This window comes from Micromonospora sp. M71_S20 (genome assembly GCF_003664255.1).
Taxonomy (GTDB): Bacteria; Actinomycetota; Actinomycetes; order Mycobacteriales; family Micromonosporaceae; genus Micromonospora.
The window spans coordinates 2,019,088-2,032,971 of sequence record NZ_RCCV01000001.1; the positions used below are offsets into that span (position 1 = coordinate 2,019,088).

Annotated in this window: 14 protein-coding genes and 1 riboswitch; of the genes, 8 read left to right on the plus strand and 6 right to left on the minus strand. The window is 75.2% G+C overall.

What is annotated here, in order from left to right:
* The first annotated feature begins 145 nt into the window (after positions 1-145).
* The 3 genes from DER29_RS09050 (at position 146) to DER29_RS09060 (ending at position 3,118) form a co-directional block, all read left to right on the plus strand.
* Complete coding sequence (locus DER29_RS09050; protein WP_121396934.1) at positions 146-1,384, plus strand: DUF2786 domain-containing protein; 1,239 nt, start codon at positions 146-148, stop codon at positions 1,382-1,384.
* Positions 1,385-1,481: 97 nt separating this feature from the next.
* Positions 1,482-1,850, plus strand: a complete 369-nt coding sequence (locus tag DER29_RS09055) for a YciI family protein (protein ID WP_121396935.1) — start codon at positions 1,482-1,484, stop codon at positions 1,848-1,850.
* Entirely contained in the window at positions 1,847-3,118 is a 1,272-nt protein-coding gene (locus DER29_RS09060) for an RNA polymerase sigma factor (protein WP_121396936.1), read from the plus strand. The genes DER29_RS09055 and DER29_RS09060 overlap by 4 nt, the downstream gene beginning before the upstream one ends.
* A gap of 77 nt (positions 3,119-3,195) precedes the next feature.
* Here DER29_RS09060 and DER29_RS09065 read toward each other — a convergent pair whose 3' ends face one another.
* The 5 genes from DER29_RS09065 to DER29_RS09085 form a co-directional block, all read right to left on the minus strand.
* Positions 3,196-3,693 carry a hypothetical protein gene (locus DER29_RS09065; protein WP_121396937.1) on the minus strand — a complete coding sequence of 166 codons (498 nt, stop codon included), beginning with the start codon at positions 3,691-3,693 and terminating at the stop codon, positions 3,196-3,198.
* 166 nt (positions 3,694-3,859) lie between these two features.
* Positions 3,860-4,033, minus strand: a complete 174-nt coding sequence (locus tag DER29_RS09070) for a CsbD family protein (protein WP_121396938.1) — start codon at positions 4,031-4,033, stop codon at positions 3,860-3,862.
* 175 nt (positions 4,034-4,208) lie between these two features.
* A complete protein-coding gene (locus DER29_RS09075) occupies positions 4,209-6,458 on the minus strand; it encodes a cation-translocating P-type ATPase (protein ID WP_121396939.1) in 2,250 nt (749 codons plus the stop codon).
* Between the two features lie 11 nt (positions 6,459-6,469).
* Positions 6,470-7,465, minus strand: a complete 996-nt coding sequence (locus DER29_RS09080; RefSeq protein WP_121396940.1) for a hypothetical protein — start codon at positions 7,463-7,465, stop codon at positions 6,470-6,472.
* Positions 7,466-7,494: 29 nt separating this feature from the next.
* Positions 7,495-7,704, minus strand: a complete 210-nt coding sequence (locus tag DER29_RS09085; RefSeq protein ID WP_121396941.1) for a heavy-metal-associated domain-containing protein — start codon at positions 7,702-7,704, stop codon at positions 7,495-7,497.
* Positions 7,705-7,855: 151 nt separating this feature from the next.
* Here DER29_RS09085 and DER29_RS09090 point away from each other — a divergent pair, with 151 nt between their 5' ends.
* The 3 genes from DER29_RS09090 to DER29_RS09100 all read left to right on the plus strand — a co-directional run bounded on the left by DER29_RS09090 (position 7,856) and on the right by DER29_RS09100 (position 11,134).
* Positions 7,856-8,158 (plus strand): metal-sensitive transcriptional regulator, encoded by a 303-nt coding sequence (locus DER29_RS09090; RefSeq protein WP_121396942.1) that lies wholly within the window; start codon positions 7,856-7,858, stop codon positions 8,156-8,158.
* Positions 8,159-8,472: 314 nt separating this feature from the next.
* On the plus strand, positions 8,473-9,816 hold the full coding sequence (locus DER29_RS09095) for a YibE/F family protein (RefSeq protein ID WP_121396943.1): 1,344 nt from the start codon (positions 8,473-8,475) through the stop codon (positions 9,814-9,816).
* Between the two features lie 166 nt (positions 9,817-9,982).
* A riboswitch (cyclic di-AMP (ydaO/yuaA leader) is annotated at positions 9,983-10,114 on the plus strand.
* 3 nt (positions 10,115-10,117) lie between these two features.
* Positions 10,118-11,134 carry a hypothetical protein gene (locus DER29_RS09100; protein WP_121396944.1) on the plus strand — a complete coding sequence of 339 codons (1,017 nt, stop codon included), beginning with the start codon at positions 10,118-10,120 and terminating at the stop codon, positions 11,132-11,134.
* A gap of 98 nt (positions 11,135-11,232) precedes the next feature.
* Here the strand turns inward: DER29_RS09100 and DER29_RS09105 are convergent, their stop codons facing one another.
* Positions 11,233-11,985 (minus strand): carbonic anhydrase, encoded by a 753-nt coding sequence (locus DER29_RS09105; RefSeq protein WP_121396945.1) that lies wholly within the window; start codon positions 11,983-11,985, stop codon positions 11,233-11,235.
* Between the two features lie 210 nt (positions 11,986-12,195).
* On the opposite strand from DER29_RS09105, the gene DER29_RS09110 reads away from it, so the two are divergent.
* Positions 12,196-12,537 carry a MarR family winged helix-turn-helix transcriptional regulator gene (locus tag DER29_RS09110; RefSeq protein ID WP_121396946.1) on the plus strand — a complete coding sequence of 114 codons (342 nt, stop codon included), beginning with the start codon at positions 12,196-12,198 and terminating at the stop codon, positions 12,535-12,537.
* Between the two features lie 53 nt (positions 12,538-12,590).
* A complete protein-coding gene (gene mycP, locus DER29_RS09115; RefSeq protein WP_233599697.1) occupies positions 12,591-13,838 on the plus strand; it encodes a type VII secretion-associated serine protease mycosin in 1,248 nt (415 codons plus the stop codon).
* Positions 13,839-13,884: the final 46 nt, after the last annotated feature.

Genomic DNA, 13,884 nt, shown 5'->3' on the forward strand with positions numbered 1-13,884 from the left:
CCCGCCGACGCGACGGTCGGGCCGGGGCGCTCCGGTGGCACGGGTCACGACCGGCGGACGGCGCGCGGGCCCGGAGGTACCTTCGGCGGGCGGGCGACGATCGTTTCCCGGGCGCGGAAGAAGCAGACCCCAGGAGGACACGGCCGTGCCGGACGCCGAAGAACTGGTCAACGACGCGCTCGCGGCGGTACGCGGCACCGACGTACGCCTCGCGGAGCGGCAGCTGGACCGGCTGATGATCGGGTCGGGCGCCGCGGACGGCGCGGCGGCGGTGGACGCCGCCCTTCTGCGCCGCCTGGCCCGGGGCGTCGGGCGGCTGGCCCGGCACGGCTGGCAGCCGGTGGACCTCGCCCGGCTCGCCGCCCGCCGGCTCGGCCCCCAGGCGGCCGGGCTGGTCACCGACGCGCTCGCCGCGCAGCGCCGCGAGCTGGCCGACCCGGTGCCGCCCTGGTGGGACGACCAACTGCGCGACCTGGGCGCCGGGGTGTGGTGGGACGCCGACGAGGGCCACCTGGCCGCCTGGTCCGCCCGCGCCGGCTGCGACCGGTTCACCGCGCTGCGGGCGGCGGTCGACGCGCTGGCTCTGGTCGAGGGGCTCCCGCCGATCGCCGTGCTGCGCCCGCCGCCCGGCGCGCCCGGGACGGCCGTCGCGCACGGCGGGTCAGGCAGCGGCTCGCGGATGCTCGACCGGGTGCGGGCGCTGCTGGCCAAGGCGGAGTCCACCACCTACCCGGCCGAGGCGGAGGCGCTGACCGGCAAGGCCCAGGAGCTGATCGCCCGGCACAGCATCGACCAGGCGCTGCTGGCGGGCGTCGCCGAGCCCGCCGACCGGCCCGGCGGGGTACGCCTCGGCACCGAGGCCCCGTACGCGGGCGCGAAGGCGCTGCTGGCGCAGGAGGTGGCGGCGGCGAACCGCTGCGAGGCGGTCTGGTCCGACGACCTCGGCTTCACCACCGTGCTGGGCTGGCCGGCCGACCTGGAGGCGGTCGAGCTGCTCTACACCTCGCTGCTGGTGCAGGCCACCGCCGCGATGCTGCGCGGCCGGGGGGAACGGCGGGCCAAGGGCACCGGCCGGCGGACCCGGGACTACGACGAGTCCTTCCTCAACGCCTTCGCGCTACGGATCGGCGAGCGGCTGCGGGCCGCCACCGACGCGGCCGACCGGGAGGCGACGGCGCAGGCCGGGCCGGAGCGGCTGCTGCCGGTGCTCGCCACCCGCGCCGAGGCGGTACGCGAACGCCTCGACACGCTCTTCCCGGGCGTCGTCCGGGGCCGGCTGACCGTGCGCGACGCCGAGGGCTGGTCGTCGGGCACCTCCGCCGCCGACCGCGCCTCGCTCGGCGCCGGCCCCGCCCCGAAGCGCCAGGTACGCGGCCGGCGCTGAGATTCCGCACGGCCGGTTGTCGGAACCGGCGGGTCGGCTCCGACCTTCACCGGAGACGCGCCACCATGGGCGCGGCCGACGCAACGAGGAGCACCCGATGAAGTACATGCTGCTGATCTGGAACCGCCCGGGGTTCGTGGAGGGGCTGTCGGAGCAGGAGCGCACCGCGCTCTTCGGCGAGGTCGACGAGGTCATGCGGGAGCTGACCGAGTCGGGCGAGTTCGTCGGCGGCCAGGCCCTGGCCGACCCGTCGCAGGCGCGCACGGTCCGGCTGGCCGGTGACCGGCCGGAGGTGACCGACGGGCCGTACATGGAGAGCAAGGAACAGTTCGCCGGCTACCTGATGGTCGACTGCGACAGCCCCGAGCGGGCCGCCGAGATCGCCGCCAGCTGGCCGGACGTGCGGCGGGGCTTCGGCGTGCTGGAGGTGCGGGCGGTCATGGACGAGGCCGGGACGGAGATGTGAGCGGAGCGCACCTGGAGGACCTGCTGCGCGACCTGGCGCCGCAGGTCCTCGGCCTGCTCGTCCGCCGGCACGGCCAGTTCGACGCCGCCGAGGACGCCGTGCAGGAGGCGCTGCTCGCCGCCGCCGTGCAGTGGCCGGAGCAGGGCGTGCCGGACAACCCCCGGGCCTGGTTGCTCACCGTCGCCACGCGCCGGCTGACCGACGAGTGGCGCAGCGAGCGCGCCCGGCGGGACCGGGAGGCCGCGGTGGCCGCCCGCGAGCCGGCGTACGCGACGGTCGCGCCGGCCGCCGACGAACAGCCGCCGGCGGGGGACGACACCCTGGCCCTGCTGTTCCTCTGCTGCCACCCGGCGCTGGCCCGGTCGGCTCAGGTCGCGCTGACGCTACGGGCGGTCGGCGGCCTCACCACCGCGCAGATCGCGAGGGCGTACCTCGTGCCCGAGGCGACGATGAGCCAGCGCATCCGCCGGGCCAAGCAGCGGATCGAGGCCGCCGGGGCGCGGTTCACGATGCCCGCCCCCGGGGACCGGGACGAGCGGCTACGGGCCGTGCTCCAGGTGCTTTACCTGATCTTCAACGAGGGGTACACCGCGTCCAGCGGGCCGGACCTGCACCGGGCGGACCTGACCACCGAGGCGATCCGGCTGGCCCGGCTGGTGCACCGGCTGCTCCCGGGCGACGGCGAGGTGACCGGGCTGCTGGCGTTGATGCTGCTCACCGACGCGCACCGGGCCGTCCGCACCGGGCCGGCCGGGGAGCTGGTCCCGCTCGCCGAGCAGGACCGCGACCGCTGGGACCACGCCGCCATCGCCGAGGGGACCGCGCTGGTCACCGAGGCGCTGACCTGGTCACCGCCCGGCCCGTACCAGCTCCAGGCGGCGATCGCCGCCGTGCACGCCGAGGCTCCGTCCGCCGGGCGCACCGACTGGCGACAGATCCTGGCGCTCTACCGGCTGCTGGCCCGGACCGCCCCGAGCCCGATGGTGACCCTGAACCAGGCCGTCGCGGTGGCCATGGTGGACGGTCCCCGCGCCGGCCTGGCCCTGCTCGCCCCGCTCGACGACGACAACCGCACGGCCGGGCACCACCGGCTCGCCGCCGTCCGCGCCCACCTGCTGGAGCTGGCCGGCGAGCCGGAGCGGGCGCGGGCGGCGTACCTGGTGGCGGCCCGGGGGACGACGAGCCTGCCGGAGCAGCGCTACCTGGAGTTGCGGGCCGCCCGGCTGACGGGGACCGATGAGTCCCGGCGCCCGCGGGAGTCACATTGACGGACGCCGGCCGGCGTGCGGCACGGGGTGCAGGCCGGCCGGCGTCCCGCGCCAGGCGTCGGTGATGCCGAGCGGCTTCAGGCGCGGCACTCGCGGGTGAGCTTCGGTGGGATTCCGGTGAAGGTGGAGTCCATCCAGGTGGCCGGCCGGGACGCCCGGGAACCGGCGTCGATCCGGTCGGCGGTCTCCTGGATCAGGGCGCGGATGTCCGGGTCGGCGGCGCGGCGGGCCTGCCCGCGTACGTCGTCCGCCAGCTCCGCGAGGTTGCGCCGGAGCTGGTCGGCGACCTGCTCACCGGTGAGGTCGCGGGTGACCGAGGCGGCCGAGTCGGTGGCGATCCGCCGGCTGCCGGCGAGGATGAGCTGGTCGACCTCCCGGCAGACCTCGACGGTGTTGGCGGCGGTCGTGGCGACCGGGGAGGGGCTCGGGGCGGCGCTCGCCGGGGCCGTCGGGCTCGGCGGGGCCGCGCCGGTCCGGGCGGCCTCCTCCCGCGCGCTGTCCTGGCATCCCACGGCCAGCACCCCGGGCGCCACCGTGGCGGCGGCGCGCCGCGCGTAGACGACGGATCGGGACACGGGACCTCCCGTTCGGGTCTCGGCCGTCAGGGGGACGGCACGGGTTCGGCCGGCGCCGGGCGGCGGGACGTCGACCTGCCAACGAGTGGCGCCTCCCGATGGACACGCCGGCGCGCCCTCCGCCGGGTCGGCTCAGGACCGATCCGGCGGAGGGCGCGTACGCGGGTCAGCTCTTGAAGGCGTCCTTGATCTTCTCGCCGGCCTGCTTGAGCTTGGCACTGGCCTGGTCGTTGCGCCCCTCGGCCTCGAGCCGCTCGTTGTCGGTGGCCCGGCCGGCGCCTTCCTTCAGCTTGCCGGCCGCATCCTCGGTCGTGTTGTTGATCTTATCGTCGAAACCCATGTCAACCTCCCGATTGGCGGTGCCGGTACGCCCTTCGAATACCCCGTACCGCCGCCGTCCAACCGTCCCGGTCACCCACCGTCGGCGGACGGCGCGGGCCGGCGGGCCGGCGGACCCGCCACGATCCGTGCCGCCGGCCCCTGGCGGGTGGGGCCGGCGGCACGGTGCGGAGGGCTCAGGCGACCGGGCGGAAGCCCCGCAGCCGGAGGCTGTTGGCTACCACGAAGACCGAGGAGAAGGCCATCGCGGCGCCGGCGATCATCGGGTTCAGCAGGCCGGCGGCGGCCAGCGGCAGGGCCGCCACGTTGTAGGCGAAGGCCCAGAACAGGTTGCCCTTGATGATGCCGAGGGTGCGCCGGGCGAGCCGGATCGCGTCCACGGCGGCCATCAGGTCGCCCCGGACCAGGGTCAGGTCGGACGCCTCGATCGCCACGTCCGTGCCGGTGCCCATCGCCAGGCCGAGGTCGGCCTGGGCCAGCGCGGCGGCGTCGTTGACCCCGTCGCCGACCATCGCCACCGCCCGCCCCTCGTCCTGGAGCCGCCGCACGACGTCGACCTTGTCGGCGGGCAGCACCTCGGCGATCACCTCGTCGATGCCCAACTCGGCGGCCACGGCGCGGGCGACGGTGGTGTTGTCGCCGGTCAGCAGCACCGGCGTCAGGCCGAGCGCGCGGAGCTGCGCGATCGCCGCCCGGCTCGTCGGTCGGACCACGTCGGCCACCGCGAGGACCCCGCGGGCCCGGCCGCCCCAGCCGGCCAGCACCGCCGTGCGCCCCTTCGCCTCCGCCGTGGCCGCCGCCCGCGCGACCTCCTCCGGTACGTCGAGGCCGTGCTCGCGCAGCAGTCGGGGCCGGCCGATCAGCACCTCCCGACCGTCGACCGTCCCGCTCACGCCGAGCCCCTCGGCGTTGGCGAAGCCGGTCACCGGCGGCAGCGTGCCCGCCTCGGTCGCCCCGGCGGCGATGGCCCGGGCGATCGGGTGCTCGGACGCGGACTCCAGCGCGCCGGCGAGCCGCAGCAGCTCGGCGCGGTCCTCGCCGGCCGCCGGGACCACGTCCACCAGGGTCATCCGGCCGGTGGTGACGGTGCCGGTCTTGTCCAGCACGACGGTGTCCACCTGCTTCGTGGACTCCAGCACCTCCGGCCCCTTGATCAGCACGCCGAGCTGCGCGCCCCGGCCGGTGCCGACCAGCAGGGCGGTCGGCGTGGCCAGCCCGAGGGCGCACGGGCAGGCGATGATCAGCACCGCCACGGCGGCGGTGAACGCGGCGGTGCCGCCCGACCCGCTGCCGAGCCACCAGCCGAGGGTGCCCACCGCGAGGGCGATCACGATCGGCACGAAGACGCCGGAGATCCGGTCGGCCAGCCGCTGCACCGCGGCCTTGCCGGTCTGCGCCTGCTCGACCAGCCTGGCCATCTGGGCCAGTTGGGTGTCGCCGCCGATGCGGGTGGCGGTGACGACCAGCCGGCCGCCCGCGTTGACGGTCGCGCCGACCACGGAGTCGCCCGAGCCGACCTCGACCGGGACGGACTCGCCGGTGAGCATGCTGGCGTCGACCGCCGAGGTGCCCTCGTCGACCACGCCGTCCGTGGCGATCTTCTCGCCGGGCCGCACCACGAACCGGTCCCCCACCACGAGTTGGTCCACCGGGATCCGGGTCTCCGCGCCGCCGCGCAGCACCGCGACGTCCTTGGCGCCCAGTTCGAGCAGGGCGCGCAGGGCCGCGCCGGCGGTCCGCTTCGCCCGCGCCTCGAAGTAGCGGCCGGCGAGGATGAACACGGTCACCCCGGCCGCCGCCTCCAGGTAGATGTTGCCGGCGCCGTCGGAGCGGTTGATGGCGAGGCTGAACGGGTGGGTCATCCCCGGCGTCCCGGCCGTGCCGAGGAAGAGCGCCCAGACCGACCAGCCGAACGCCGCCAGGGTGCCGAGCGAGACCAGGGTGTCCATGGTCGCCGCGCCGTGCCGCAGGTTGATCCAGGCCGCCCGGTGGAAGGGCAGCCCGCCGTAGACCACGACCGGGGCGGCCAGGGTCAGCGACAGCCACTGCCAGAAGTCGAACTGCCAGGCGGGCACCATCGCCAGCACGATCACCGGCACGGTGAGCACGGCCGAGACCCACAGGCGCGTACGCAGGCCGCGCAGCTCGTCCACCGGCTCGGCGGCCGGTTCGCCACCGGCGGGCGTGGGCGGGGGCGGCAGGGCCGCCGTGTAGCCGGTCTTCTCCACCGTGGCGATCAGCTCGTCCGGGGTGACCTCGTCGGCGTACCGGACGGTGGCCTTCTCCGTGGCGTAGTTGACGGTGGCGGTCACCCCGTCCATCCGGTTCAGCTTCTTCTCGATCCGGGCGGCGCAGGAGGCGCAGGTCATGCCGCCGATCGCCAGCTCGATCTGGTTCGGTGCCGTCAGCAGGGGCTTGGTGGTCATCACGCTTCCCGTCAGTCGTGCCCGTGACCGGGGACGCCGTGGCCGGCGTCGGCGGTCGGGGAGTTCGTGACGGCGGGCGTGCCCGCCGTCGGGGAGCCGGTCGTGGCCGGGACACCCGGCGCGGTCGGGCTGCCGGCGACGACGGTGAACTCGGCGGTACGCACGACGCCGCCGTGCTTGAAGTCCAGGTAGAGCCGGTAGGCGCCCGCCGACGGCATTTCCGCCGAGAAGCTCACCTCGGGGCCGGGTCGCGTCCGCCCGTCGCCCGGCTCACCGTGCGGGTGCACGTGCAGGTACGCCAGGTCGCCCTGGCGCAGCGCCACCAGGTGACCGTACGCACCCAGGTAGGGCTCCAGGTCGGTGACCGGCGCGCCGTCGCGGCTCACGGTCAGGGTCAGCTCGGCGGTGCGGCCGGGCTGCGGGGCGCCGGCGAGCGTGACGGTGTAGCCGTCGACCGTGGTGCTGGTGGCCGGCGCGGGCAGGGGCCGCCCGGTCAGTGCGCCGGGGACGGTCACGTCGACGCCGAGGGTCAGCGCCTCGCCCCCGGTCGGGGTGAAGTCGGCGAACGCGCGCCAGACGCCGGGCCCGGCGAGCGGCGAGTCGACCCGCCAGGTGCCGTCGGGCGCCATCTCCGGGTGCACGTGCCGGAAGCCGGAGAGATCGCGGCGGGCCACGATCAGGTGCATGCGCTTGTCGTGCGCCACGTCGTACGCGGTCACCGCCCGACCGTCCGGGCCGGTGACCTGGAAGGCGAACTGCCCGGCCGGGGCGTCCACCGGACGCAGGGTGTAGCCACGGTCGGAGACGAGCAGGCCGCCGGGCAGGTGCGCCGCGCCGTTGTCGCCCCCGTGTCCGGCTCCGCCGTCCTCGCCGTGCCCCCCGCCGGCCTCGTGCGGGGCCTCGGCGGGCGGCGCCACGGGGTCGGCCACCCGGCCGACCCCGTACGTCGCGCCGAACACCACCGCGAGGCCGAGGGCGAAACCGCTCAGCTTCGTCGCCGTGTTCATGGTGTACCTCGTTTCCCCCGTGCCCGATCTCAGGCGCCGACGAGGTCGTAACCGGCCTCGTCGACGGCGGAGCGCACGGTGTCGGTTTCCAACGGGCCCTCGCTGGTGACGGTGACCCGACCGGCGGCGACGTCGACCTGGACGTCGCTGACGCCCGGGATCGCGCCGACCTCGGTGCTGACCGCGGTGGCGCAGTGCCCGCAGGTCATGCCCTGCACCTGGTACGTCGTGGTGATCATCGAACTCTCCTCTCGCCGCCCCCAGCATATACCCCCCGGGGGTAAATCGGAGGCGGACCCGTGCCCGTGCCTTTGTACCGGTACCCGGTGGGGGTATCCCGGCCAGGAACGAACGTACCATACCCCCGAGGGGTAAGCTATCCTCGTCCCCATGACCACACCGACGCCCACCCCGATCAGGGGTTACACCGCCACCAAGGACCAGCTGCTCGCGCGGCTGCGCCGCGTCGAGGGGCAGGTCCGTGGCATCGAGAAGATGGTTGACGAGGACCGCTACTGCATCGACGTGCTCACCCAGATCTCCGCGATCCAGGCCGCCCTGGACAAGGTCGCGCTCGGCCTGCTCGACGGGCACGCCCGGCACTGCATGCACGAGGGCGCGGCCGAGGGGCGCGCCGACGAGATGGCCACCGAGATGATGGCCGCCGTCGGCCGCCTGATGAAGCGCGGCTGACCCGCCCCGCCCCTCGGCCCCGCGACGAAACGCGGGCACACGGCGACGCCACACCCCGACACCACCCGCACGACCTGCGCCCGGATGCCGGGGTGGCTACCATTCGGCCGGTGGCCCTCCGGATTCCGCACCGCCCGCCCCGCGCGCCGCGCCGGGCGGCGGCACCGACCACCCGCGACCGGACGGAGGCCCGGGACCGCGGTACGTGACCGCACCGCCGCACGGAAGCGATCCCCGTCCCGGCCACGCGGCGACGGGTGAACCGACCGGCCCGCCGGCACGTACCCCGCCCTGGATTCGTTGGGAGAAACTCGTTGGGCGCCGACCACACCCGTCCCGCTCCGTCCGCCCCGCCGAGGGTGCGGCGGATCCTCGTCGCGACGGTGGTGCCCCTCTTCGTCGCCACGCTGATCGCCGCCCTGGTGCTGTGGCCGTGGGACGCGCCCGACCCGCCGACCGGCACCGACGCGCCCCGCTACCACGGCACGGTGACGCGGGTCGTGACGGAGCCGTGCCCGCCCACCCCGGAGATCCCGGAGGGGAGCCCCGGCGGGTCGCAGGGCCCCTGCGGCAGGGTCACCGTACGGGTGCAGGACGGTCCCGACGCCGGCCAGCAGGTGGAGACGCCGGTGCCCGCCGGCCCCGGCGCGCCGACCGTCGCCGTGGACGACGAGATCATCCTGGTCGAGCTCACCGACCCCGCCGACCCCACGGCCAGCACCTACAACATCGCCGAGCACCAGCGCGGCAAGCCGCTGGTCTGGCTGGTGGCGCTCTTCGCGGCCGCCATCGTCGCCTTCGGGCGGTGGCGCGGGCTGGCCGCGCTGGCCGGCCTGGCGGCGAGCTTCGCCATCCTGCTGACCTTCGTGCTGCCGGGCATCGGCGCCGGGAGCCCGCCCCTGCTGGTCGCGGTCGTCGGCGCCGCGCTGATCATGTTCGTGGTGCTCTACCTGACCCACGGCGTGACCGCGCAGACCTCGGTGGCCGTGCTCGGCACGCTGGGCAGCCTGGTGCTGACCGGCGTCCTCGGCACGATCGCCACCGCCGCGACCCACCTGACCGGGTTCGGCTCCGAGGACGCCACCACCCTGTCGATGTACCAGGCCGACGTCGACCTGCACGGGCTGCTGCTGGCCGGGATCATCATCGGCTCCCTCGGGGTGCTGGACGACGTCACGGTGACCCAGGCCGCCACGGTCACCGAGCTGGCGCACGCCAACCCCGGGCTGTCCCGGACGCAGCTCTACCGGGCGGCGACCCGGGTCGGCCGGGCGCACATCGCCTCGACGGTGAACACCATCGTGCTGGCGTACGCCGGCGCCTCCCTGCCGGTGCTGCTCCTGCTGACGGCCGACTCGCGGGCGGTGACCCAACTTCTCACCAGCGAGTTCCTCGCCCAGGAGATCGTCCGCAGCGCGGTCGCCACCCTGGGCCTGATCGCCGCCGTGCCACTGACCACCGGGCTGGCGGCCCTGGCGACCACGGCGGGCCGCCGCGGCGGGGACGCCACCGACCGCGCCGCGCCCGCGCCGACGCCCCGGCCGGCCACCGACCGGTCCGAGGCGCTGGAGGCCCTCAGCGGGCCGCGCGGAGACACGCCGTCCGCCGCTCCCGCCGGATGGCCCGACCGGGACAGGAGCACGGACACCGCATGGTGACACTCCTCAGCGTGACCGAACAGGACGTACGGCCTGATAAACGCGTCACTGCTCACCGTCCGCCATTACGAAATAACGCATTTAGTCGGCTTAGGGACGTAGATCCCCGGGAGTGTTCTCGGGTAACCTCGCTGCCGGTCACCGCCGAAGGCGCGCAGCGGCGCCTGCGGTGCCGCCGCCCAATCGCCGCGAGGCGAACCGGGGACCCAGGTACGTGGGGTGAATCCGCGACAGCGGTAGGGGCCACTTCCGCCCCGAACCCGTCAGCTAACCCGGTCGGCGGTCGACGGAAGGGAAAACTGTGACGGCACCCCTACGCCGCTGGTTGACGCCCGTGGTGGCCGTACTCGCCGCCCTGGCGGTCTTCGCCGGGCCTCTCCCGGCGGCGGCCGCGGCCACCCCGCCCCAGCCCTCCGGGCACGGGGACGACGAGCCCAAGCTGCTCGACGACCTCATCGAGGCCCGGAACCGCTCCTACGTGCAGGCCAAGGCGAAGCTGAAGAAGTCGGAGGAGCGCCAGCTCGAACTGGCCCTGGAGGTCAACCGGGCGCAGGCCGAGCTGAACGCGCTGGCCCCCCAGGTCAGCCAGATCGCCGCCCAGTCCTACCGCACCGGGCGGATCGGCGCGGTGTCCATGCTGCTGGACACCGCCAGCCCCGACTCGTTCGTCAGGCGCGCCGCCGCCCTCGACGAGCTCAACCTGGTCAACTCCAAGAAGCTCGCCGAGGTGAACGCGATCAAGGACCGCGCCGAGCAGGCCAAGCTGGCGCTCGATGCCGAGGTTCGTGAGCAGCAGAAGCTGACGAACGAGATGGCGCGCGGCAAGCGCGAGGCGGAGAAGGCGCTCGCGCTGGTCGGTGGCAGGGGGCTGACCAGCGGCAAGGTGGTGGCCACCTCGCCGGTGGCGAAGATCGCGCCGGGGCGTACCGCCGACGGCGACTGGAAGCCCCTGTCCTGCACCGAGAACGACCCCACCACCTCCGGCTGCATCACCGCCCGCACGCTGCACATGTACAAGGAGGTCAAGCGGGCCGGCTTCAACCGGTTCGTCGGCTGCTACCGCTCCGGCGGGCCGTACGAGCATCCGAAGGGCCGGGCCTGCGACTGGTCGCTGCAACGCAGCGGCTTCTCCCCCTGGCACAACGACGACACCTACATGTACGGCAACAACCTCACCGCGTTCCTGGTCCGCAACGCCGACCGGCTCGGCATCTACTACGTGATCTGGAACAGACAGATCTGGTTCCCGGCGACCGGCTGGAAGTCCTACAGTGGCCCGTCGAACCACACCGACCACGTCCACGTGTCACTGCTCTAGCCGGACCGCACGCACACAGAGGGCCGCCCCCCGCCGGACGCGGGAGCGGCCCTCTGTCGTCGTGCGGGCCCGCCGCGACGATCCGTCGGCGGGCGGAGTCAGGCGAGCGCGGCGCTGGCCGCCGGCTCCGGCGCGTCGGCCCCACGGGCGGGCACCGAGGCCACCGTCCGCACCTCGCCGGCGGTCAGCCGGTACGACATGCCGACCACCCCGCAGCGGCCGGCGGCCACCTCCGCGGCGAGCACGGCGGAGCGGCCCAGCATCGCCTCGACGGTGTACGCGATGTGGATGTCGACGATCCGGTCGATGTCGTCCACCCCCTCGGCGGCGGCGCGGCGCAGGCTCGGCACCACGGCGTCCACCACGGCGCACAGGTGCCCGACCGGCGGGGTGCCGGTGGCGTCCGCCGCACGCGCCGCCTGGACGGCCCCGCAGGAGTCGTGCCCGAGCACCACCACCAGCGGCGTGCCCAGGACCGTGACGGCGTACTCCACGCTGCCCAGCACCTCGGGGCCGATGGTGTGCCCGGCGGTGCGGACCACGAAGAGGTCACCGAGGCCACGGTCGAAGATGATCTCGGCGGCGAGCCGGGAGTCGGAACAGCCGACGATCACCGCGAAGGGATGTTGCCCGTCGGCGACCGCGGCGCGGTGCCCGGCGTCCTGGTTGGGGTGGCGCGGGGCGCCGGTCACGAACCGCCGGTTGCCGGCGTGCAGCTCGGCGAGCGCCTGCTCGGGACTCGCCGGGACGGCGAACGTGGTGCCGACGTCGGCCGGTACCCCGCCCGTGGTCGACACCGAGAGCGTCCGCTCCGGGCCCGGTTGAGTTCCTGGCGATCCGGGACGACTCATCCCACACCTCGCTCCGCACGTGAACGGCCTGGTCACCCGGGCCGACGCTGGACGCGGGCTGCCACCACCGTCACACGCACTGCAAGATACGTCAAGGTATGCGTGATATCCATTTCATATGTTCGCCGGGCCCGGCGCGGCGGCGGTCGGGCCCTCCGCGCGTCCGCCGGCGCGAGGGCACGCAGCAAAACACGTAGCAGGGGCCATACGATGGCGGACATGGCGACGACAGGGGAGAACGGGAGCACCCGCAACTGGACGTTCCTCACCAACCACGGGCACGTGCTGCTCGCCATCGCCCGCAACCCCACCGCCCGCCTCCGCGACGTCGCCGACGAGGTGGGCGTCACCGAGCGGGCCGCGCAGGCGATCGTCGCCGACCTGGAGGCCGGCGGCTACCTGCACCGCACCCGGGTGGGCCGACGCAACGAGTACACCCTCAACCCCGCCGGGCGGTTCCGGCACCCCGCCGAGGCGGACCGGCAGGTCGGCGCCCTCCTCGCCCTCTTCGCCGACGAGCAGGAACCGGCCGAGGCCACCGAGCGTTCCTGACGACGGGTCGGGCGGCGGCACGCGCCCTCGGCCTGCGGCGGTAATCTCACCGCGTGCGCGAGAGTTTCCGACCGGGCGGGACCGGGCCGGCCCGCCGAGGCGGGCGCGGTGCCCGCGCGGTCCTCGGTGGAGCGGCTGCGGTCCTGCTCGGCACCGCCGTCGTCGCCCCGTCGCCCGCCGCCGCGGCGGTCCCCCGCTGCGGGCCCCCCGGCGTCGCCGCCCCCGCCGAGACGCCGTGGCCGCTGAAGAGACTCGAACCCTCGTCGGCCTGGCGGATCTCCCGGGGCGCCGGCGTCACGGTGGCGGTCATCGACTCCGGCGTCTCCGCCCTCCATCCCGCCCTCAAGGGTCAGGTCCGGGTGGGCCGCGACTTCAACGGCCTGCCGCAGCAGGAGGGCCGCTGCGACCTGGCCGGGCACGGCACCATCGTCGCCGGCATCATCGCCGGGAAGGAGGGCACCGGCGCGTCGTTCAGCGGCATCGCGCCGCAGGCCAGGATCCTGCCGGTACGCGTCCTGCCCGACACCAGAACCACCGCCGACGAAGGGCTGCCGGGGCAGATCGCCGAGGCGATCCGGTGGTCGGTGCGCAACGGCGCCGACGTGATCAACCTGTCGCTGGTGACCCTGGACCGGCAGGATCTCGCCGACGCCGTCCGCTACGCCCTCGACGAGGGGGTGGTCGTGGTGGCCGCTGCCGGCAACCGCCAGGAGAACCAGCAGGACAGGCCCGCGTTCCCGGCCGCCTACCCCGGGGTGATCGCGGTCGCCGGGGTGGACGAGGAGGGCGGTCACGTGGGCAGCTCGGTGAGCGGTGACTACGTCGACCTCGCGGCACCCGGGCTGAACATCCTCGGCCCGGCCCCCGGGGGCGAGGGCTTCCTCGCCGAGCCGCAGGGCGGCACCAGCTTCGCCGCCGCGTACGTCTCCGGGGTGGCCGCGCTGGTCCGGGCCGCCCACCCCGACCTCGACCCGGAGCAGGTCGCCGACCGGCTGATCCGGACGGCCGACAGCCCGCCCGAGGGGAAGAACGCCGAGGTCGGCCACGGGGTGGTGAATCCGTACCGCGCGGTGGCGACCGTGCTCGGCACCCGTACCGACCCGCCGGCCGGCGCGATGCCCGCACCGCCCTCCACCGAGGACCCGCTCGCCTGGCAGGGCACCGTCGCGGCCTGGGCCGCCGCCGTCGGCGCGCTCGTCGCCGGGCTGCTGCTCTCCGTCAAGCCGATCCTGGTCCGCGGGCGACGCCGGGGCTGGCGCCCGGGCCGCCGCCCGTCCGCAACGGACGCCACGACCGGCTGACGCCCCGCTCCGGTCTTCCCGGGAAGCGCCGAGCGCCGCCCACCGG

What these genes read in the sequence shown, in the direction of transcription:
- DER29_RS09055 (WP_121396935.1), top strand. Translation starts at nt 1,482, where the DNA reads ATGAAGTACATGCTGCTGATCTGGAACCGCCCGGGGTTCGTGGAGGGG.
- DER29_RS09090 (WP_121396942.1), top strand. Translation starts at nt 7,856, where the DNA reads ATGACCACACCGACGCCCACCCCGATCAGGGGTTACACCGCCACCAAG.
- DER29_RS09105 (WP_121396945.1), bottom strand. Translation starts at nt 11,985, where the DNA reads ATGAGTCGTCCCGGATCGCCAGGAACTCAACCGGGCCCGGAGCGGACG.
- DER29_RS09110 (WP_121396946.1), top strand. Translation starts at nt 12,196, where the DNA reads ATGGCGGACATGGCGACGACAGGGGAGAACGGGAGCACCCGCAACTGG.
- DER29_RS09070 (WP_121396938.1), bottom strand. Translation starts at nt 4,033, where the DNA reads ATGGGTTTCGACGATAAGATCAACAACACGACCGAGGATGCGGCCGGC.
- DER29_RS09085 (WP_121396941.1), bottom strand. Translation starts at nt 7,704, where the DNA reads ATGATCACCACGACGTACCAGGTGCAGGGCATGACCTGCGGGCACTGC.
- DER29_RS09080 (WP_121396940.1), bottom strand. Translation starts at nt 7,465, where the DNA reads ATGAACACGGCGACGAAGCTGAGCGGTTTCGCCCTCGGCCTCGCGGTG.
- DER29_RS09075 (WP_121396939.1), bottom strand. Translation starts at nt 6,458, where the DNA reads ATGACCACCAAGCCCCTGCTGACGGCACCGAACCAGATCGAGCTGGCG.